General features: G+C 71.5%; 19 protein-coding genes. 12 read left to right on the forward strand and 7 right to left on the reverse strand.

Translation table 11 applies throughout. The annotated features are described in order from the left end of the window. Nucleotides 1-150: 150 nt before the first annotated feature. Together ACIRQ7_RS35505 and ACIRQ7_RS35510 are read right to left on the reverse strand one after the other, a co-directional pair. Nucleotides 151-789: a DUF4870 domain-containing protein gene (locus ACIRQ7_RS35505; protein WP_404266637.1), complete on the reverse strand. Its 639-nt coding sequence runs from the start codon at nucleotides 787-789 to the stop codon at nucleotides 151-153. A gap of 88 nt (nucleotides 790-877) precedes the next feature. Then, nucleotides 878-1,471: a rhomboid family intramembrane serine protease gene (locus ACIRQ7_RS35510; protein ID WP_404266638.1), complete on the reverse strand. Its 594-nt coding sequence runs from the start codon at nucleotides 1,469-1,471 to the stop codon at nucleotides 878-880. Between the two features lie 123 nt (nucleotides 1,472-1,594). Here ACIRQ7_RS35510 and ACIRQ7_RS35515 point away from each other — a divergent pair, with 123 nt between their 5' ends. Further along, the gene (locus ACIRQ7_RS35515) at nucleotides 1,595-2,314 is read left to right on the forward strand and encodes a UbiX family flavin prenyltransferase (protein WP_404266639.1); all 720 of its coding nucleotides are present in this window, start codon (nucleotides 1,595-1,597) and stop codon (nucleotides 2,312-2,314) included. Nucleotides 2,315-2,318: 4 nt separating this feature from the next. Here ACIRQ7_RS35515 and ACIRQ7_RS35520 read toward each other — a convergent pair whose 3' ends face one another. Further along, on the reverse strand, nucleotides 2,319-2,462 hold the full coding sequence (locus ACIRQ7_RS35520) for a hypothetical protein (RefSeq protein ID WP_401474206.1): 144 nt from the start codon (nucleotides 2,460-2,462) through the stop codon (nucleotides 2,319-2,321). A 131-nt stretch (nucleotides 2,463-2,593) separates the two neighbouring features. Between ACIRQ7_RS35520 and ACIRQ7_RS35525 the strand changes: the two genes are divergently transcribed. From ACIRQ7_RS35525 to ACIRQ7_RS35545, 5 genes are all read left to right on the forward strand, one after another. Beyond that, the gene (locus ACIRQ7_RS35525; protein WP_401474209.1) at nucleotides 2,594-3,055 is read left to right on the forward strand and encodes an Lrp/AsnC family transcriptional regulator; all 462 of its coding nucleotides are present in this window, start codon (nucleotides 2,594-2,596) and stop codon (nucleotides 3,053-3,055) included. Between the two features lie 190 nt (nucleotides 3,056-3,245). Continuing rightward, nucleotides 3,246-4,412, forward strand: coding sequence for an aminofutalosine synthase MqnE (mqnE, locus tag ACIRQ7_RS35530; RefSeq protein WP_401474814.1), 1,167 nt, complete (start codon nucleotides 3,246-3,248; stop codon nucleotides 4,410-4,412). A 102-nt stretch (nucleotides 4,413-4,514) separates the two neighbouring features. Beyond that, nucleotides 4,515-5,039, forward strand: coding sequence for a GNAT family N-acetyltransferase (locus ACIRQ7_RS35535; RefSeq protein ID WP_404266640.1), 525 nt, complete (start codon nucleotides 4,515-4,517; stop codon nucleotides 5,037-5,039). A 113-nt stretch (nucleotides 5,040-5,152) separates the two neighbouring features. Further along, nucleotides 5,153-5,446 (forward strand): DUF4229 domain-containing protein, encoded by a 294-nt coding sequence (locus ACIRQ7_RS35540; RefSeq protein ID WP_401474215.1) that lies wholly within the window; start codon nucleotides 5,153-5,155, stop codon nucleotides 5,444-5,446. Nucleotides 5,447-5,922: 476 nt separating this feature from the next. Next, a complete protein-coding gene (locus ACIRQ7_RS35545; RefSeq protein WP_404266641.1) occupies nucleotides 5,923-7,290 on the forward strand; it encodes a dicarboxylate/amino acid:cation symporter in 1,368 nt (455 codons plus the stop codon). A 99-nt stretch (nucleotides 7,291-7,389) separates the two neighbouring features. Here ACIRQ7_RS35545 and ACIRQ7_RS35550 read toward each other — a convergent pair whose 3' ends face one another. Continuing rightward, the gene (locus tag ACIRQ7_RS35550) at nucleotides 7,390-8,286 is read right to left on the reverse strand and encodes an alpha/beta fold hydrolase (protein ID WP_404266642.1); all 897 of its coding nucleotides are present in this window, start codon (nucleotides 8,284-8,286) and stop codon (nucleotides 7,390-7,392) included. A 184-nt stretch (nucleotides 8,287-8,470) separates the two neighbouring features. On the opposite strand from ACIRQ7_RS35550, the gene ACIRQ7_RS35555 reads away from it, so the two are divergent. Next, nucleotides 8,471-9,193, forward strand: coding sequence for a TetR/AcrR family transcriptional regulator (locus tag ACIRQ7_RS35555; protein ID WP_404266643.1), 723 nt, complete (start codon nucleotides 8,471-8,473; stop codon nucleotides 9,191-9,193). A 164-nt stretch (nucleotides 9,194-9,357) separates the two neighbouring features. Here ACIRQ7_RS35555 and ACIRQ7_RS35560 read toward each other — a convergent pair whose 3' ends face one another. Both ACIRQ7_RS35560 and ACIRQ7_RS35565 read right to left on the reverse strand, forming a co-directional pair. Then, nucleotides 9,358-10,356 carry a MaoC/PaaZ C-terminal domain-containing protein gene (locus tag ACIRQ7_RS35560; RefSeq protein WP_404266644.1) on the reverse strand — a complete coding sequence of 333 codons (999 nt, stop codon included), beginning with the start codon at nucleotides 10,354-10,356 and terminating at the stop codon, nucleotides 9,358-9,360. Further along, complete coding sequence (locus tag ACIRQ7_RS35565; protein WP_404266645.1) at nucleotides 10,356-11,723, reverse strand: 3-oxoacyl-ACP reductase; 1,368 nt, start codon at nucleotides 11,721-11,723, stop codon at nucleotides 10,356-10,358. The genes ACIRQ7_RS35560 and ACIRQ7_RS35565 overlap by 1 nt, the downstream gene beginning before the upstream one ends. Before the next feature lie 71 nt (nucleotides 11,724-11,794). On the opposite strand from ACIRQ7_RS35565, the gene ACIRQ7_RS35570 reads away from it, so the two are divergent. The 4 genes from ACIRQ7_RS35570 (at nucleotide 11,795) to ACIRQ7_RS35585 (ending at nucleotide 16,232) form a co-directional block, all read left to right on the forward strand. After that, nucleotides 11,795-13,153 (forward strand): acetyl-CoA C-acetyltransferase, encoded by a 1,359-nt coding sequence (locus ACIRQ7_RS35570; protein WP_404266646.1) that lies wholly within the window; start codon nucleotides 11,795-11,797, stop codon nucleotides 13,151-13,153. A 208-nt stretch (nucleotides 13,154-13,361) separates the two neighbouring features. Then, on the forward strand, nucleotides 13,362-15,320 hold the full coding sequence (locus ACIRQ7_RS35575) for an AMP-dependent synthetase/ligase (RefSeq protein WP_404266647.1): 1,959 nt from the start codon (nucleotides 13,362-13,364) through the stop codon (nucleotides 15,318-15,320). A gap of 269 nt (nucleotides 15,321-15,589) precedes the next feature. Continuing rightward, nucleotides 15,590-15,871: a DUF1876 domain-containing protein gene (locus ACIRQ7_RS35580; RefSeq protein ID WP_401474239.1), complete on the forward strand. Its 282-nt coding sequence runs from the start codon at nucleotides 15,590-15,592 to the stop codon at nucleotides 15,869-15,871. Nucleotides 15,872-15,956: 85 nt separating this feature from the next. After that, nucleotides 15,957-16,232, forward strand: a complete 276-nt coding sequence (locus ACIRQ7_RS35585) for a DUF2087 domain-containing protein (RefSeq protein ID WP_404266648.1) — start codon at nucleotides 15,957-15,959, stop codon at nucleotides 16,230-16,232. 307 nt (nucleotides 16,233-16,539) lie between these two features. Here the strand turns inward: ACIRQ7_RS35585 and ACIRQ7_RS35590 are convergent, their stop codons facing one another. Next, nucleotides 16,540-16,743, reverse strand: coding sequence for a cold-shock protein (locus ACIRQ7_RS35590; RefSeq protein ID WP_003984261.1), 204 nt, complete (start codon nucleotides 16,741-16,743; stop codon nucleotides 16,540-16,542). Nucleotides 16,744-16,992: 249 nt separating this feature from the next. On the opposite strand from ACIRQ7_RS35590, the gene ACIRQ7_RS35595 reads away from it, so the two are divergent. Further along, nucleotides 16,993-17,883, forward strand: a complete 891-nt coding sequence (locus tag ACIRQ7_RS35595; protein WP_401474246.1) for a menaquinone biosynthetic enzyme MqnA/MqnD family protein — start codon at nucleotides 16,993-16,995, stop codon at nucleotides 17,881-17,883. Nucleotides 17,884-17,913: the final 30 nt, after the last annotated feature.

The raw sequence follows: 17,913 nt of genomic DNA on the forward strand, positions 1-17,913 counted from the left end.
CCGGCTGCGCCGAACTCGACACCGCCCAGCGCGAAGCGCTCGCCCGCACCCTCTGACCCCCCCCCCCCCCCCCCCCCCCCCCGCCGGGGGGGCCCCCCCCCCCCCCCCCCCCCCCCCCCCCCCGCCCCCGTGCGTATGCCGCGCCGTCCGTCAGCCCTTGATCATCGGCCAGGCGAGCAGCCGTGGGTAGGTCCACAGCTCGCCACGGGTCGCCTTGATCGTGCCGATGATGGCGCAGACGATCGCGGCGAGGCCGTTGACGCCCATCAGGACGACGACGGTCAGCAGCGGGACCGCCAGCCCGCCGCTGGAGCTGTTGAAGCTGTCCGCCGCCACCGAGAAGATGATGGCGCTGGCGAAGTACAGCACCAGGCCGATGGCCGACATGATGGCCTGGGTGATGCCGAAGTTCATCCCCTCGGTGGCGTGGTGACGGATGTACGGGTCGTGCTTGTGGCGGTCGTTGGAGCGGATCGACATCGGGACGATCCAGCCCAGGAAGGCGCCGAGACCGCAGCAGATCGCCGATCCGGCGGTGATCGTCAGCAGGGCGCCGAGGTGGGCCCACATCGCCGGACCCGTGGAGTTGGCGGGCGGCCGGCCGTCGTATCCCTGCTGGTACCCCTGGCCGTAGCCCGGGTCGGACGGGTAGCCGTAGCCGCCGGGGGCGGACGGGTAGCCGTAACCGCCGCCGGGAGGGGCGCCGTTGTTCCAGCCCGGCTGCGCGCCGTACGGCTGCTGTGGCCCGCCTGCCTGTGGGCCGTATCCGGGCTGGTGGTAGTCGGACATGCTCTGCTCACCCCGTGGTTGCTGCGTGCTTCGCTCCGCCCCGTCGGCGCGTCGTGGCGCGCGCGGGCGGCTTCCCGTTCCTTCGAGCCTACGGGACCCGTCCGACAGCGGGTGCGGCCGTACCGCTCGGCATGCGCGCGCGGAAGACGAACGCGGCCAGCACGCCGCCGATGAGCCCGAACAGATGGCCCTGCCAGCTGATGCCGCTGTCGGACGGCAGGGCGCCCCAGATGATCGAGCCGTAGACCGCGCCGACGATCACGCCGATGGCGATGTCGAGCGGTTTGCGTTCGATGAAGCCGCGCACCAGGAGGTAGCCGAAGAGGCCGAAGACGACGCCGGAGGCGCCGGCGGTGTTGCTGTGCGGGGCGGCGGTCAGCCAGACGCCCAGGCCGCTGGCGACGATGACGAGGGCGACCACGCCGACGAAGCGGCGCACCCCGCTGCGCAGCGCGGCGACGAGGCCGAGCAGCAGCAGCGGCAGGGTGTTGGCGGCGAGGTGGCCGAAGCCGAAGTGCAGGAAGGCGGCGGGCACGATGTCGACGAGCTCGGCGGGCTCGCGCGGCTGGATGCCGAAGGAGTCCAGGGCGTTGCCGGTCGCGGTATCGACGGCCTCCAGCAGCCAGAGCAGGGCGATCCAGCCCAGCATCAGGCAGATCGCGGGCTTCGCTCGTGAGGTCATCTCCCGCCCTCCCTTCCTCTCCGGCTCGCTCCCGGCGGGTCGGCGCCGGGCGGCACCGCGATGGGTGCACAGGTAAGAACGGCCGTGACGGGGTCCGCGGTTCCGCCGGATAGGCTCGATGGTGTGGAGCCGCCGCACAACAACACCAGTAAGGACCCCGGCCGACGCCGCCCGTGGGTCGTGGGGATCTCCGGCGCGTCCGGGACGCCGTATGCCGCGTCCGTGCTGCGCGGGTTGCTGGCCGCCGGGGAGGCGGTCGATCTCATCGTCAGCCGGGCGTCGCGGCTGACGCTGCTGGACGAGACGGGAATCACGTTCCGGGATGCGCACTGGCGCGGCGACCTGCGCGAATGGCTGGCGCGCGGTGCTGACGGGAAGCCGGGGACGTTTCCGGTGACGGAGGCGGAGCTGGCGGACGTCCGGTATTGGCCGGCCGGGGATCTGGCGGCGGGGCCGTCGTCGGGTTCGTACGCCGTGAAGGGGATGCTGATCGTCCCCGCGAGCACGGCGTGTGTCGCGGGGGTGGCGCTCGGGCTCTCGAAGGATCTGCTGCAGCGGGTGGCGAGCGTGACGCTCAAGGAGCGCCGGCGGCTGGTGGTCACGGTGCGGGAGACCCCGCTGAACGGACCGACGCTGAAGCATCTGGTGACGCTGGACGAGGCGGGCGCCGTGGTGCTGCCCGCCTCTCCGGCGTTCTACGCGGGTGCGACGCACATCCAGGATCTGGTGGATTTCGTCGCGGGCCGGGTGCTCGATGCGGCAGAGGTGCCGCACGGCCTGTACCGGCGATGGGAGGGGGAGCTGAGGGGTGGCTCCAAGGAGGAGGCCCCCGGGGCTCCTTAGCCGGCTAGCTCTTCTCGGCTGCCGTGGTGGTGGCGGCGCGGCGGAAGCGGCGCCGGGCTCGCGGAGCCGCGAGCTGGTGAGCACGTGAACGATTGGCCAGGTCCTGCAGCTCGCGCATGCGGGCGTAGGCCATCTCGATCGAGTACACGGTGACAACTCCTGTGAAGATCGTCGTTGATCGGTGGAAGATTCGAAAGATTTACAGGGTCTGGAGCCCTGTATGCCTTAGATTCTACATGCAGAACTCGAAAATGCGTAAAGATTGGAAGGCTTGAGGGCATGGACGCGGTGGACAGGCAGCTCATCCAGGCACTTCGCGAGAACGGCAGGGCCTCCTATGCGGAGCTCGGCCGGCTCGTCGGCCTCTCCGGACCCAGCGTCACGGACCGGATCAACCGGCTCGAAGCGGCCGGCGTGATCACGGGGTACCGCGCGACGGTCGACGCCACCTCCCTCGGGCTCGGCGTCACCGCACTGGTCGGCATCTCCCTCTCGGACGCCGCCGACCACGAGGACGTCGCGCGCCGGCTCAAGGACCTCGCCGAGATCGAGGACTGCTGGTTCATCGCCGGCGACGACTCGTACATGCTCAAGGTCCGGGTGGACAACGTCGACGGCCTGGAGCGCACCATCCGGCGGCTGTCCGGCACCAGGGGCGTCTCCCGTACGCGCACCACGATCGTGCTCTCCACCAAGTGGGAGAACCGCGTCGGCGAGCTGCCCGAGGAGCCCGTCGAGTAGAGCCCGTCGGGACGGATCGCCGGGTGCCTGAACGGGCGCGTCCCACGGCGCGTCATGGGGCCCCCTCAGGGGGCTCCGTTCGCTCCGGTAACGGGGGAGTAGGCTCGGCGAAGTCCGTTTTTCGGCACCGAAACGGTCAAGATCACGGCAGAAACACTGGGAACTGGGAGGCGACCGGATGGCTGCGTCTATGGATGTGGGCCTCAAGCGTGAGCTGGAGGCGAAGGTCCACGCCGGGGAGCGGCTGACCCGCGAGGACGGCATCGCCCTCTACGAGTCCGACGACCTGGCATGGCTCGGCGGGCTCGCCCACGAGGTGCGCACGCGGAAGAACGGCGACGTCGTTCACTTCAACGTCAACCGCCACCTCAACATGACGAACGTGTGCACCGCGTCGTGCGCCTACTGCTCCTTCCAGCGCAAGCCGGGCGAGAAGGACGCGTACACGATGCGCATCGAGGAGGCCGTCCGCCTCGCCAAGGCGATGGAGGGCGACAACCTCACCGAGCTGCACATCGTCAACGGCCTGCACCCGACCCTGCCGTGGCGCTACTACCCCCGGTCGCTCAGCGCCCTCAAGGAGGCGCTGCCCGACACCGTCTCCCTCAAGGCGTTCACCGCCACCGAGATCCACCACTTCGAGACCATCTCCGGGCTCGACGCGAGCGAGATCCTCGACGAGCTGATCGAGGCCGGCCTGGAGTCGCTGACCGGCGGCGGCGCCGAGATCTTCGACTGGGAGGTCCGACAGCACATCGTCGACCACGCCACCCACTGGGAAGACTGGTCGCGCATCCACCGCCTCGCGCACCAGAAGGGTCTCAAGACCCCCAGCACGATGCTCTACGGGCACATCGAGGAGCCGCGCCACCGCGTGGACCACGTCCTGCGCCTGCGCGAACTCCAGGACGAGACCGGCGGTTTCCAGGTCTTCATCCCGCTGCGCTACCAGCACGACTTCGTGGACATGCAGGACGGCAAGGTCCGCAACAAGCTCCAGGCGCGTACGACGATGGCCACCGGCGCCGAGGCGCTGAAGACCTTCGCGGTCTCCCGGCTGCTCTTCGACAACGTCCCGCACGTCAAGGTCTTCTGGGTCATGCACGGTGTGCAGACCGCTCAGCTCGCGCTGCAGCACGGCGCGGACGACATGGACGGCTCGGTCGTCGAGTACAAGATCACGCACGACGCGGACAACTACGGCACGCCGAACAAGCTCACCCGTGACGATCTGCTCGACCTGATCCGCGACGCCGGCTTCCGCCCCGTCGAGCGCAACACCCGCTACGAGATCATCAACGAGTACCCCGGCCCGGACGCCGAGCGCCGCGAGTCCCCGCAGCCGATGCGCCTTTGACCGGCCGCTGACGCGCCGCCGACCGGCCTGCGCCTTCCCACCGCCGTCCACGTCCCGGAATGCCCCGGGGTGCGGGCGGCGGTGCGCGTTAGGGTCCCCGGCATGAGCGTGCGCTTCGACCTGGACCCTTCTGTCACCCCTGAACTGCGTGACGGGATAGCCGCGCTGTGGACGGACGTCTCCAACGCCGGCGGCGCCGTCGGCTTCGTGCCGCCCGTGACGCGTGAGGACGTCCGCCCCGATCTGCTCCGGCACCTGACGGCGATGGCGGACGGCCGCGAGCGCCTGGTGGTCGGCCGGGACGCGGTCGGCCGGGTAGTGGCGACGGCCTTCCTCACCCTCAACTCCCACCGCCTGATGCGGCACTGGCTGTGGGTCTACACCGTGATGGTGCACCCCGACCTCCAGGGGCAGGGCACCGGCCGCGCCCTGATGGCCGCGGTCGCCGACGCCGCCGACACCCTCGACGGCATCAGCGGCATCCGGCTCACCTGCCGCGGCGGCACCGGCGCCCGCCACTTCTACGAGGCCTGCGGTTACAAGGAGGTCGGCCGGGTGCCCGGTGCGATCAAGGTCGCCGAGGGGGACCTCCGCGACGACATCACCATGTGGCTGGACCTCGGCTGACCCGCCTGACCTGCTGCGCCGGGCCCGGGGACGGGGGCCGGGAAGATCGCCCGGGGCGCTGTGCTTGACTGGACGTGACCCTTTCGGTTGCCGTTGAGAAGAAGGTCCTGTCCGTGAGTAGCCAAAAGTTCGCCACGCTCCGCTACACCGCCCTGCGAATCGGCCTCTTCGTCGCGTCCTTCGCCGTGGTGTGGGTGCTGGCCTACTTCCGGATCATTCCCCTCGGTATCGGCAGCGCCAACGCCGTCTGGCTGCTGCTGCTCGCCATCGTGATCTCCGCGCCGCTCAGCTTCGTGCTGCTGCGCAAGCAGCGGGACGCGATGTCCGAGCAGATCGTGGCCAAGGTCGACCGCTCGCGCGAGCGCCTCGCGGCCAACGCGAGCCAGGAGGACGGGCTGCTGAAGTAGCCCGCCCCCCGGGCACGCGCCCCCCGGGCACGCGCCCCCCGGGCACGCGCCCCCCGGGCACGCGCCCCCCGGGCACGCGCCCCCCGGGCACGCGCCCCCCCGCACACGCACCGACCGCACCGCACACCTGACAGCCGCCCGGCCGTGGAGTCCGCCTCCACGGCCGGGCGGCTGCGTCGTGTCGCCTCCGCTGCGGCCACCCAAAGATTTTCTTTGGGTTCCTCAAAGTTCGAGTGTTAACGTACTTGTCATGAAGACAGCAGCCGCGCACCGTATCCGCATGAGCGTCCCGCTCGTGGAGCGGCTGCACGTCGATCTTTGCCGCTGCATGTCCGCGGCCTGTTGCCGCCGCTGAGCTGAGTCATCGCAGTGGCCGGAGATCCCGTACACACGGACCTCCTGGCGCCTTTCGCCGTTTTCCCGACGTCTGACCTGTCCCCGGAGTGTGTCCGTTGTCCACGTCTGCTGAGTCCTCTGTGTCCGAAGAGGCCCCCCAGAACCCCAAGAAGCCCGCATCCTCGCGAATACCCAAGATCCCGTTCTGGATACAGATCCTGGCCGGCCTCGTCCTGGGCGTGCTGCTCGGCTGGGTCGCCAAGAGCGGTGATGTGGGGTGGCTCACGTCCACCCTGGAGCACGTCGGCGACATCTTCGTCCAGCTGCTGAAGCTGGCGGTCGCCCCGCTGGTGTTCTTCGCGATCCTGGTGTCGATCACCAACCTGCGGCAGGTCAACAACGCCGCCCGGCTCGCCACCCGCACCCTGCTGTGGTTCATGGTCACCTCGCTGATCGCCGTCGCGATCGGCCTGGCGATCGGCCTGTTGACCAACCCCGGCGCGGGCACCGGCCTGACCCCCAAGGACGGCAAGGCCCCCGAGCAGGCCGGCTCCTGGATCGACTTCCTGACCGGCATCGTCCCCAAGGACATCATCACGCCGTTCACCGAACTCAACGTCCTGCAGATCGTCTTCATGGCGGCCGTCGCCGGTATCGCGGCCCTCCAGCTCGGCGCGAAGGCCGAACCGGTCCTCAACATCAGCCGGTCCGTCCTCGAACTGCTGCAGAAGGCCCTGTGGTGGGTCATCCGCCTCGCCCCGATCGGCACCGTCGGCCTCATCGGCCACGCCATCGCGACGTACGGCTGGAACCTCATCGGCAAGTACGCGACCTTCACCGTCGACATCTACGTCGGCTGCGCCATCGTCCTCTTCGGCGTCTACCCGCTGCTGCTCTCGACGGTCGCCAAGGTCAACCCGGTGCAGTTCTTCAAGGGAGCCTGGCCCGCGATCCAGCTGGCCTTCGTCTCCCGCTCCTCGGTCGGCACCATGCCGGTCACCCAGAAGGTCACCGAGCGCCTCGGCGTGCCGAAGGAGTACGCCTCCTTCGCGGTGCCGTTCGGCTCGACGACCAAGATGGACGGCTGCGCCTCGATCTACCCGGCGATCGCCGCGATCTTCATCGCGCAGATCTTCGACGTCCCGCTGGGCATCGGCGACTACATCCTGATCGCCTTCGTCTCGGTCATCGGCTCCGCCGCCACCGCCGGTCTCACCGGCGCGACGGTCATGCTGACCCTGACCCTCTCCACCCTGGGCCTGCCCCTGGAGGGCGTCGGCCTGTTGATGGCCATCGACCCGATCCTGGACATGATGCGTACGGCCACCAACGTGGCGGGCCAGGCGGTCATCCCGATCCTGGTCTCCGCCAAGGAGAAGATCCTGGACCGCGACGCCTACGCCACCGCCCACGGCAGCCGCCTGGACGGGGACACGGAGCCGGGCGCGGACACGGGCGCCGAGCCGGAGCGCACCCCGGGCATCCCGGCGCAGGCCGCCGCGAGCTGACCCCGGGCGCTCCGCCCGGAGCGCGCAGCGCAGCACGGCAGCGCCCCCGCACACCATGACCTCATGGACCGCGGGGGCGCTGCCGTGCGTCGGGCGGGGCTATGCCGCCGGGGGCCGGGACGGTGCCGTCGCGCCCGTATGGGCCAGGATCGCGGTGGCCAGGCGAGGGAGTGCGGCCGGGGGGAGGGCGTGGCCCATACCGGGGATCTCCACGAGCCGGGTGTTGCCGATGACCTGGGCGAGGTGCTCGGCGTGCGGGGGCGGGAAGACCGGATCGGCGGGGGCGGCGAGGGAGAGGGCCGGGATCCTGTTCGCGGCCAGCTCGCCGGTGCGCAGCATGCCCGAGTCGTCGGCGCTGCCGTGCGCGGAGTTGGTGGTGTGGCGGCCGGTGTGCTCGATGATGCGGCGTTCCAGGGTGCGGAAGTGCTCCGCGTCGAACGGGAGCTGGTCGCCGGCGAGGATCCGCCAGTGTTCCGTACGGCGGTCCAGCTCGGCCTCCAGGCCGTGGTCCTCGACGGGGCGTGCCCACAGGTCGAGGACCGCGGGGCTGACGCCCGGGAGGTCGGCGGCCGGGACCTCGGTGCCGTCCGGGCGGGTGTACGGGCGGGTGCTGAGCGCGCAGGTGCTGATCAGCGTGGCGCTGAGGAGCCGGTCGGGGTGATCGGCGAGCGCCATCTGGGCCAGCATGCCGCCCAGTGACATCCCGACGATGTGCGCCCGGCCGATCCCGAGGCCGTCCAGCACGGCGATCGCGTCCTGCGCCAGATCGGCGATCCGGTACGGGTGCTGCGCGAAGGCCCAGGGGGAGCGGCCGGTGTCGCGGTGGTCGTAGCGGATCACCCGGTGGCGGGTGGCGAGCGCGTCGACCAGCGGCTCGGGCCAGCCGAGGCCGGAGGCCTGGGCGCCCATGATCAGCAGCAGCGGGGGCGCGTCGAGGGGGCCGCGCTGCTCGGTCCACAGGCGGATGCCGGGGGTGGCTTCGACGAACTGCTGCATGGGGTGGTCCCTCCGGGGTGCGGCCGCGCGGCGCCATGGGCGGGCGTCCGCGAGTCAACGTAACGATACGTATCGTCTCGCTTGGGCTGGATTGTGTCAAGGCTGAGGAGGCCCGGAGGAGGGAACGTAAACTTACTTCGCGGTAATTCGCGTCAAAGGGGCGGGACGGAAGGGCGTTTTCAGGGTGGGTGCGGTCAAGAGCAAGCGGGTGCCGAGGGCGGTCCGGGAGCAGCAGATGATGGACGCCGCGGTGCTGACGTTCGCGCGGCGCGGCTATCGGGCCGCTTCGATGGACGAGATCGCCGAGGTCGCCGGCGTCTCCAAACCGTTGGTCTATCTGTACTTGAACTCGAAGGAAGAGCTGTTCAGTGCGGTCGTCCGGCGCGAGTCGGCGGCGCTGGTGGAGGCCGTGACGGCGGCTGTCGAAGCGGGCGGACCGGCCGACCGGCAGCTGTGGAGCGGGCTGACGGGCTTCTTCGCGCACACCGCCGAGCGCCCCGACGGGTGGGCGGTGCTGCACCAGCAGGCGCGCACCCACGGCGAGCCGTTCGCGCGCGAAGTCGCCGCGATGCGAGCGGAGATCGTGGACTTCGTCACGGGCCTGATCGGCGCCGCCGCCAAGGAGGCGGGGTGCGCCGGTGAGCTGGCCGAACGCGAGGTGGCGGGGCTCGCCCATGCGCTGGTCGGTGCGGCCGAGTCGCTCGCGGAATGGGCCAATGTCCGCACGGATGAGGGCACTTCGGGGGAGCGGGAGCATCCGGCGGCCAAGGACACGGCGGCGACCTTGATGAACTTCGCCTGGGCGGGGCTGGGCCGCCTGATGGGCGGCGAGCGCTGGACGCCCGGCGGGCGGGCGCAGTGCGCCGGGCGCACGGAAGCCGGCGTCCCGGGGCGTGCGGCGGAGTGACGGAACGGCGCCGGACGGCCCCGGGAGGCGGGAGCCCGCCCGGCGCCGCCGGGTGACGCACCCGGGGCGGCGGTGCCGCGGCCGGGTGCGCCTGCCGGTCGGACCGCTTGGGCTTCGAGCATCCCGGGCCGCGCCGGCGGGTCCTTCTTGTGTGTGTCGGTGCGTCAGTGCGGTGCCCGGCGCACCGTGCCCGAGGTCGTCAGCCGGCCGTCGAGGTGGATGCGCGGGCGGTCGTCCCCGCCGCTGCGGAGCTGGAACGCGAGGGATTCGGCTGCGTCCTCGGCTGCGTTCTCGGTCGCGTCCGGCGTCCCGCCGTCGGTCGTGCCGGTCGGCTCCGTCTGCGCGTACGTGACCGTGGCCGGCAGCAGGACCGGCGCGCGGAACGCGGCGCTGATGCGGACCGCGGCGGCGCCGTGCGGTACGGCTTCGGCGGCGCAGCGGGCGAAGGTCCACATGCCGTGGGCGATGGCGCGCGGGAAGCCGAGGGGGCGGGCGGTGAGCGGGTGGAGGTGGATCGGGTTGTAGTCGCCGGACACGGCGGCGTGCCGACGGCCCAGGCCGGCGGGCAGCTGCCATGCGGCGCGTGCGGGGAGCGGCGCGGGGGGAGGGGGCGCGGGAGCCTCTGCCGGCTCACCCGCCGGCACCCGGTGGCGGGCCAGATAAGTGCTGCGGTCGGTCCACACCAGGGTGTCCCCGCGCCTGGCCTCGGTGGTCATCACGACCTCGGTGCCGCGCCGGTGCGGGAGCAACTGCGCCGCGTACACCGTGAGTTCGAGTGCGTCATCGGGGTGCAGGGGCGCCCACTGCTCGATGCCGATGGCGGTGTGGACCAGGCCCAGCAGCGGCAGCGGGAAGGCGCGGCTGCTCATCAGGCGGGCGGCGAGCGGGAATCCGAGGATGTGCGGGTAGGTGACCGGCAGCGGCCCGGTGGCCGGGAAGCCGCAGACGCGCGCGTACGCGGCGAGCGCGGCCGGGTCGATGCGCTGGGCGGGCAGCACGAGGCGGGTGGCGGGCAACTCCGCGTCCGGGCGCGGGCGTTTGCCGATACCGGTCAGCACGCCCTTGCCGAGGGCCGGCATCAGGCGGGGTGCGCGCCGGAGTGTCCGGCGGCACTCCGCCGCCTGTGCGTCCGCCGCTGACCGCGGGGTGGGTGCGGCGCTCATCAGGCCCCCAGCAGGCTCTGCCCGCAGACGCGGACGATCTGGCCGTTGACGGCCCAGGAGGCGGGGCTCGCCAGCCAGGCGATGGTCTCGGCGACGTCGACGGGGGCGCCGCCCTGGCCGAGCGCACTCATCCGCCGTCCGGCCTCGCGGATGAACAGCGGTACGGCGGCGGTCATCCTGGTCTCGATGAAGCCGGGCGCGACCGCGTTGACGGTGACGCCGTGCGCGGCGGCGGCGCGCGGGGCGAGGGAGCGGACCAGTCCGATGACGCCGGCCTTGCTCGCGGCGTAGTTGGTCTGCCCGGTGTTGCCCGCGATGCCGGCGATGGAGGCGGTGCCGATGACGCGGCCGGTTCCGTGGCGCAGGGCGCCCGCCGACAGGAGGTGGTCGGTGGTGCGCAGCACCGCGCCGAGGTTGACGTCGAGGACCGAACTCCAGCGCTCCTCCGGCATGTTGGCGAGCCGGCGGTCGCGGGTGATGCCCGCGTTGTGGACGAGGACGTCGAGCCCGTCGGCGGGCAGCGCGGCGGCGATCCGGGCGCCCGCGTCGGGGGCGGTGATGTCGAGCGGGAGGGCGGTGCCGCCGAGCCGGTCGGCGACCTCGGCAAGGTCGGCCCCGGCCTGCGGCACGTCGAGGCAGATGACGTGGGCGCCGTCGCGCACCAGCGTGGCGGCGACGGACTCGCCGATGCCGCGTGCGGAGCCGGTGACCAGAGCGGTACGGCCGGCGAGCGGGCGCGTCCAGTCGTCGGGTGCGGTGGTGTGGTCCGGGTCGGTCCCGGACGGGCCGATCTCGATGACCTGGCCGCTGACGAAGGCGGACCGCGGGGAGAGCAGGAAGCGCAGGGTGGATTCGGCGGGGTCGGCGGATCCCGGTGCCAGGCGCAGGAGTTGGGCGGTGCGGGCCTTGCCGAGTTCCTTGCCGAGCGAGCGTATGAAGCCTTCCAGGGCCTGCTGGGCCGCGGCCTGGTGGTGGTCGAGCGGGTCCGGGACGCTGCCGAGGACGACGACCCGGGCGTCGTCGGCGAGTCGGCGCATGACGGGGTGCAGTGCGGCGTGCACCTCCCGCAGGCCCTCGATGCGGGTGACCCCGGTGGCGTCCAGGACGACGGCGGCACAGCGGGATCCGGCTCCGGCGGCGTCATCCGGGATGTCCTCCGGGGAGGTGTGGACGGTCAGTCCCGTACGGGCGATGACCGTGGCCGGGTTGGCGGTGGACTTCCCCGCGGTCAGCCGCAGCACCGGGCCGTCGAGACCGGGGTGTTCGGGCGTCCAGCGGCGGAGCGGGGTGGGCTGCGGCAACCCGAGCCGGCGGGCGAGGAAGCGGCCGGGGCCGGAATTGGTGAGACGAAGGTAGTGATCGGGCATTGGCCAACTCCTGGTCCTCGCGTAAATTTACTTATAAGTAAGGTTACTGGTGGGTCAGGAGTTGGTCGAGGATGAGTGCTCAGGAGCCGGCGGAGGAGTGGGCCGGGACCGGGGAACGGACGCAGCAGACCGGGGGAGCGGCACCCGGCAGGGCGACGCTCGGCGGCACCGTCCGCCGCGTCGCGATCATCGGCGGCAGCCGCATCCCCTTCGCGCGGTCGGACGGCCCGTACGCCACCGCGTCCAACCAGGACATGCTGACCGCCGCGCTGGACGGGCTGGTCGAGCGGTACGGGCTGGACGGCGAGCAGGTCGGCGAGTTCGTGGCCGGCGCGGTGCTCAAGCACAGCCGCGACTTCCAGCTCGCGCGCGAGACCGTGCTCGGCTCCCGGCTGGACCCGCGCACCCCCGCGTACGACATCCAGCAGGCCTGCGGCACCGGGCTGCAGGCCGTCATCGCGGTCGCCAACAAGATCGCGCTCGGCCAGCAGGAATGCGGCATCGCCGGCGGTGCGGACACCGCGAGCGACGCACCGCTGGGCGTCAACGACTCGCTCCGCAAGATCCTGCTGGCCGCCCGCCGCGCCACGTCGGCAGGCGCGCGACTCCGGCAGCTCGCCCGGATCCGGCCGCGCCACCTAGTCCCCGACATCCCCCGCAACGCCGAACCGCGCACCGGCCTGTCGATGGGCGAACACGCGGCGCGCACGGCGAAGGAGTGGGGCATCGAACGGGCCGCGCAGGACGACCTGGCGGCCACCAGCCACCAGCGGCTGGCCGCCGCCTACGACCGCGGTTTCCTCGACGACCTGGTCGTCCCCTTCCAGGGCCTGACCCGCGACCACCCTCTGCGCCCCGGCTCGACGGCCGCGAAACTCGCCACCCTCAAGCCGGTGTTCGGCACGGACCTGGGCGACGCCACGATGACGGCCGGCAACTCCACGCCGCTGACCGACGGCGCGGCGACGGTCCTGCTGGCGAGCGAGGAGTGGGCGCGGGAGCGGGGGCTGCGGCCGCTCGCCTACCTCACCGCGTACGAGACCGGCGCGGTGGACTTCGTCGACGGGACGGACGGCCTGCTGATGGCCCCGGCCCACGCGGTGCCGCGGATGCTGGAGCGGGCCGGTCTGGGCATGGAGGACTTCGAACTGATCGAGATCCATGAGGCGTTCGCGTCCCAGGTGCTGGCCACACTGGCCGCCTGGGAGAAGCGCGGTCTCGCCCCGGTGGACCGGGCCCGGCTGAACACCGCCGGATCCTCCCTCGCCACCGGCCACCCCTTCGCGGCCACCGGCCCCCGGATCGTCGCCACCCTGGCCAAGCTGCTCGCCGAACGCGACCCGGCCGAGGACGACCGTCCGGTGCGCGGCCTGGTCTCCGTCTGCGCGGCGGGCGGGTTGGGGGTGACGGCCGTACTGGAGCGCGGGTAGCCCGCGCCGTCCTGGTCCCGCAGCCAGGCGGGGCCCCGCGACGGCACCTCCCAGCCCGCACACCCACCCGCCCATCCGCCCACCCCTCTACCGCCCCCCGCTGCGTAACCCGCCCCCTTCCGCAAGAACAGCCGTGCCGCGTCGGCCCGTTCCGTCAGCATGGGCCCGGCGGCCGGCTCCACTCCGCAGGAGAGATGAGGAGCCGCTCGTGTTCAGCCAGGAAAGTGCAGCCGCTACCGGAGGACCCGCCGACGCCGTCGGCCGGGGACCCGTCCCTGTCCCCGCCCCCGGCGCCGTGCTCGTCGAGCCCGAGAAGACGGTGCTCGACGGCACCGTGCGTGAGGTGTCGGTGCCGCCGCTGGCGCCCCAGGTGCCCCACGGTTCGCTCGCGGACATCCCGTTCCGCAACGCCCTTGAGGCCCCCGACGACATCGTGCTCGCCCGCAAGCAGCCCAGCGGGGCCTGGCGGGACGTGAGCGCCGCGGAGTTCGCCGTCGAGGTCCGCGCCGTCGCGAAGGGCCTGATCGCTCACGGCATGCGGCCCGGTGACCGCCTCGCGATCATGGCCCGTACGACCTACGAGTGGACCCTCGTCGACTTCGCGGCCTGGGCCGCCGGTCTGGTCCCCGTCCCCATCTACCCCACGTCCTCCGCCCACCAGGCCCAGTGGATCCTGCACGACTCCGGCGCCACCGCCTGCGTTGTCGAAGACGTCGCACAGGCCCGGATGATCAGCGGCTTCCGCAACGAACTCCCCGGCCTCGCGCACCTCTGGCAGTTCGACACCGGCGCCGTCTCCCAACTGGTCTCGGCGGGCCGCGACCTGCCCGACACGGTCGTCGACGAGCGGCGGACGCTCATCAGCCCGGCCACCATCGCCACCCTCATCTACACCTCGGGCACCACCGGCCGCCCCAAGGGCTGCGTCCTCACCCACGCCAACTTCTTCGCCGAGGTCGACAACTCCATCGAACTGCTGCACCCGGTCTTCCGGTCCCTCAGCACGGAACCCGCCTCGACGCTGCTCTTCCTGCCCCTCTCGCACGTCTTCGGCCGGATGGTCGCCATCGGCTGCCTGCGCGCCCGCGTACGCCTCGGCCACGCGCCCAGCATCCAGACCGACGACCTGCTCGCGGACCTCGCCGGCTTCCAGCCGACGTTCCTGCTGGCCATCCCCTACGTCCTCGAAAAGGTCTACAACACCGGCCGGGCCACCGCCGAGAAGATGGGCCGCGCTGCTTCCTTCGACCGGGCCGCACGCATCGCCCGCTCCTACGGCGAGGCCGTCGAGGCCAAGGAACACGGCACCGGCTCCGGCCCCGGGCCCGGCCTGCGGATGGCCCGCAAGCTCTACGACCCGCTCGTCTACCGCCGCATCCGCGCCGCCCTCGGCGGGAAGGTCCGCCACGCCATCTGCGGCGGCTCCCCCCTCGGCCACCGCCTCGCCGCCTTCTACTCCGGCGCCGGCATCGAGATCTTCGAGGGCTACGGCCTCACGGAGACCACGGCGGCCGCCACCATCACCCCGCCCCTGCGGCCCCGCATCGGCACCGTCGGCTGGCCGCTGCCCGGCGGCGGCGTACGGATAGCGGACGACGGCGAGGTGCTGCTGCGCGGCGGCCACGTCTTCGCCGGCTACTGGGACGCGGCACTGGGCGCCGCCCGCCCCGTGACGCGGCAGGGCTGGCTGGCCACCGGCGACCTCGGCTCCCTGGACGCGGACGGCTACCTCTCGATCACCGGCCGCAAGAAGGAAATCATCGTGACGACCGGCGGCAAGAACGTCGCCCCCGCCCCGCTGGAGGACCGGCTCCGGTCCCACTCCCTCGTCGGACACTGCATGGTCATCGGCGACAACCGCTCGTACATCACCGCCCTGATCACCCTCGAACCCGACGGCCTCTCCCACTGGCGCCAGATGAAGAAGAAGCAGGACGTGCCCATCGACGAGCTGGTACGCGACGAGGTACTCCTCGCCGACATCCAGCACGCCGTCGACGACGCCAACAAGCTCGTCTCCCGCGCCGAGTCCATCCGCCGCTTCGCCGTCCTCCCGACGGACTTCACCGAGCAGACCGGCCATCTCACCCCGTCCCTGAAGCTCCGGCGGGCGGCCGTCGCCCGCGACTTCGCCCCGCAGATCCGGGCCCTCTACGAACGCAACTGACCCGGATCCGACCCGATCCGACCCGGATCCGCGCTCGATCCGAACTCGATCCGAGCTGGATCTGTCCGAGATCTGACCCCGCTCTGGAGCGATGGCCCTCGGCGCGTCAGACTGGAACCCCGTGTCACCTCTGTGGGGGAGGTGGCACGGGGTCTGTCTGTGCGGAAAAGGGGCGGGAACGGGCGCGTACCCGCCCGCCCACGTCGTGCATGAGCCGCCCGAGGGGCGCAGTCTGGAAGCAGTGGCGAGCTGTTCCGGAGGTGATCGTCATGTTGCAGAGCGCTGTCGGATGGCATGTCGAGCTGGAATTCGAGGAAGACACCCATCGCACGCGCGCGGCCGCCCTCATACGGCTGCGTGACGGCACCGAGGTACGGGCCCACGGCTACGCCAGCCGCCACCCGGCCGACTCGAACCAGCCCAGGGTCGGCGAGGAGGTCGCAGGCGCCCGCGCACTCAACGAACTGGCCATGAAGCTGCTGACCAAGGCCCACGACGAGATCGACGAGGCCTCCGGCCGAACCTCGAACCCCCTCAGCTGGCCCGGCTGAAACGGCCGGGTGACCCGCCGCTCGGCTCCGGCCGGGCGCCGAAATCCCGTTGCCCGCCGCACCCCCGTACGGGATTCTTCAGCGCATGTCTGACAACGGATCCAGCAGTGCGCAGGGGGTGGCCGCGCTCTTCTCCCAGGGGCGGCTGACGGCGATCCCGCGAAAGGCGGCCCGCCGCAAGCAGCTGCTCGTCCACCTCACGGAGACGCTCTTCGAACCGGACCGCGACTACGACGAGCAGCAGGTCAACCGTGCGCTCCGCACGGTCCACGACGACTGCGCGGCACTGCGGCGCTATCTGGTCATCGCCGGCCTGCTGGCCAGGACACCCGACGGCAGCAGCTACCAGCGAGCCGTGTAGCCCGTCCGCCGGGACGTCGTATCCATTGCGGGGGGCTCGTCGCGCCCTCGGCCCCGTATTACGCGGGCGCTGCCGGCGGCCGACCGCGTGCCGGGTTGGCATCCGGAAAGAGCGGCGGCGGCATCGGGGGGAAACACGGACGGCCGGTAACTCGGTCTCCCGGTGCAATGCTCGCGGCTCCCGCGCGCATTGCGGGAGCCGCTGCCCCACAAAGGCAGGAGCCCCTCTCCCCACCGAAGTGGAGGAGCGGGGCTCCTTGGGTAATGCGTGAGCTCGACCTAGAAATCTTCAGGTCGGACCGGGCAACTCAGACCGGCGTAACGTTCTCCGCCTGCGGGCCCTTCGGACCCTGCGTGACGTCGAAGTTCACCTGCTGGTTCTCCTCCAGGGAGCGAAAACCAGAGGCGTTGATCGCCGAGTAGTGGACGAAGACATCCGGGCCGCCGCCGTCCTGGGCGATGAAGCCGAAGCCCTTTTCAGCGTTGAACCACTTGACGGTTCCGGTAGCCATAAGCCCTCCTTGGGCCAAAGGGTTGCCCTGCTCCAGAACCTGCAAACAAGTCTGAAAACTACAAAAGCCTGCGGGTCACATGCTCCGCAGGCTCTGTACTGCAAGGGAAACCAAACTGCAACTTGCGCTGAGCGTAGCATGTGGGGCTCGTGAGGTGGAAGAGCCAAAGATCACGTTTAGCCGACACCCCCACCGGCCATATGCGCCCCCGCCGCGCCGGGGCGCCGTCGGCAGGTCTAGCCTCCGCATGTGGACAATTCAACCTTCGGAGACGCACCCGCAGGAGCCGCGGCCGACCACCGTCGGAGCCGGCCGCGGGTGGGCCACATCCAGTTCCTGAACTGCATGCCCCTTTACTGGGGCCTCGCCCGTACGGGCACCCTGCTCGATCTGGACCTCACCAAGGACACCCCGGAGAAGCTCAGCGAGCAGCTGGTCCGCGGGGACCTCGACATCGCGCCGATCACGCTCGTCGAGTTCCTGCGTGCCGCTGACGACCTCGTCGCCTTCCCGGACCTCGCCGTCGGCTGCGACGGCCCGGTGATGTCCTGCGTGATCGTTTCGCAGAAGCCGCTGGACCAGCTGGACGGTGCCCGGGTCGCCCTCGGGTCGACCTCGCGCACCTCCGTGCGGCTGGCCCAGCTGCTGCTCGCCGAGAAGATCGGGGTCCGGCCCGACTACTACACCTGCCCGCCCGACCTCGGCGTGATGATGCAGGAGGCGGACGCGGCGGTACTGATCGGTGACGCCGCACTGCGCGCCAACCTGCACGACGGGCCGCAGCTCGGCCTGGAGGTGCACGACCTCGGCCAGATGTGGAAGGACTGGACGGGACTGCCGTTCGTCTTCGCCGTCTGGGCGGCCCGCCGTGACTACCTGGAGCGGGAGCCGCTGGTCGTGCAGAAGGTGCACGAGGCGTTCCTCGCCTCCCGTGACCTGTCGCTGGAAGAGGTCACCAAGGTCGCCGAGCAGGCTGCCCGCTGGGAGAACTTCGACGAGACGGTGCTGGAGCGCTACTTCACGACGCTCGACTTCCGGTTCGGCCCCGACCAGCTGCGCGGCGTCACCGAATTCGCCCGCAGGGTCGGCCCGACGACCGGCTTCCCGGCCGATGTGAAGGTGGACCTGCTGGGGGCGTGAGCGCTCCTGGCTCGCCCCGGTCTCCCTCTT

Source organism: Streptomyces sp. NPDC101393 (assembly GCF_044767385.1).
Taxonomy (GTDB): Bacteria; Actinomycetota; Actinomycetes; order Streptomycetales; family Streptomycetaceae; genus Streptomyces.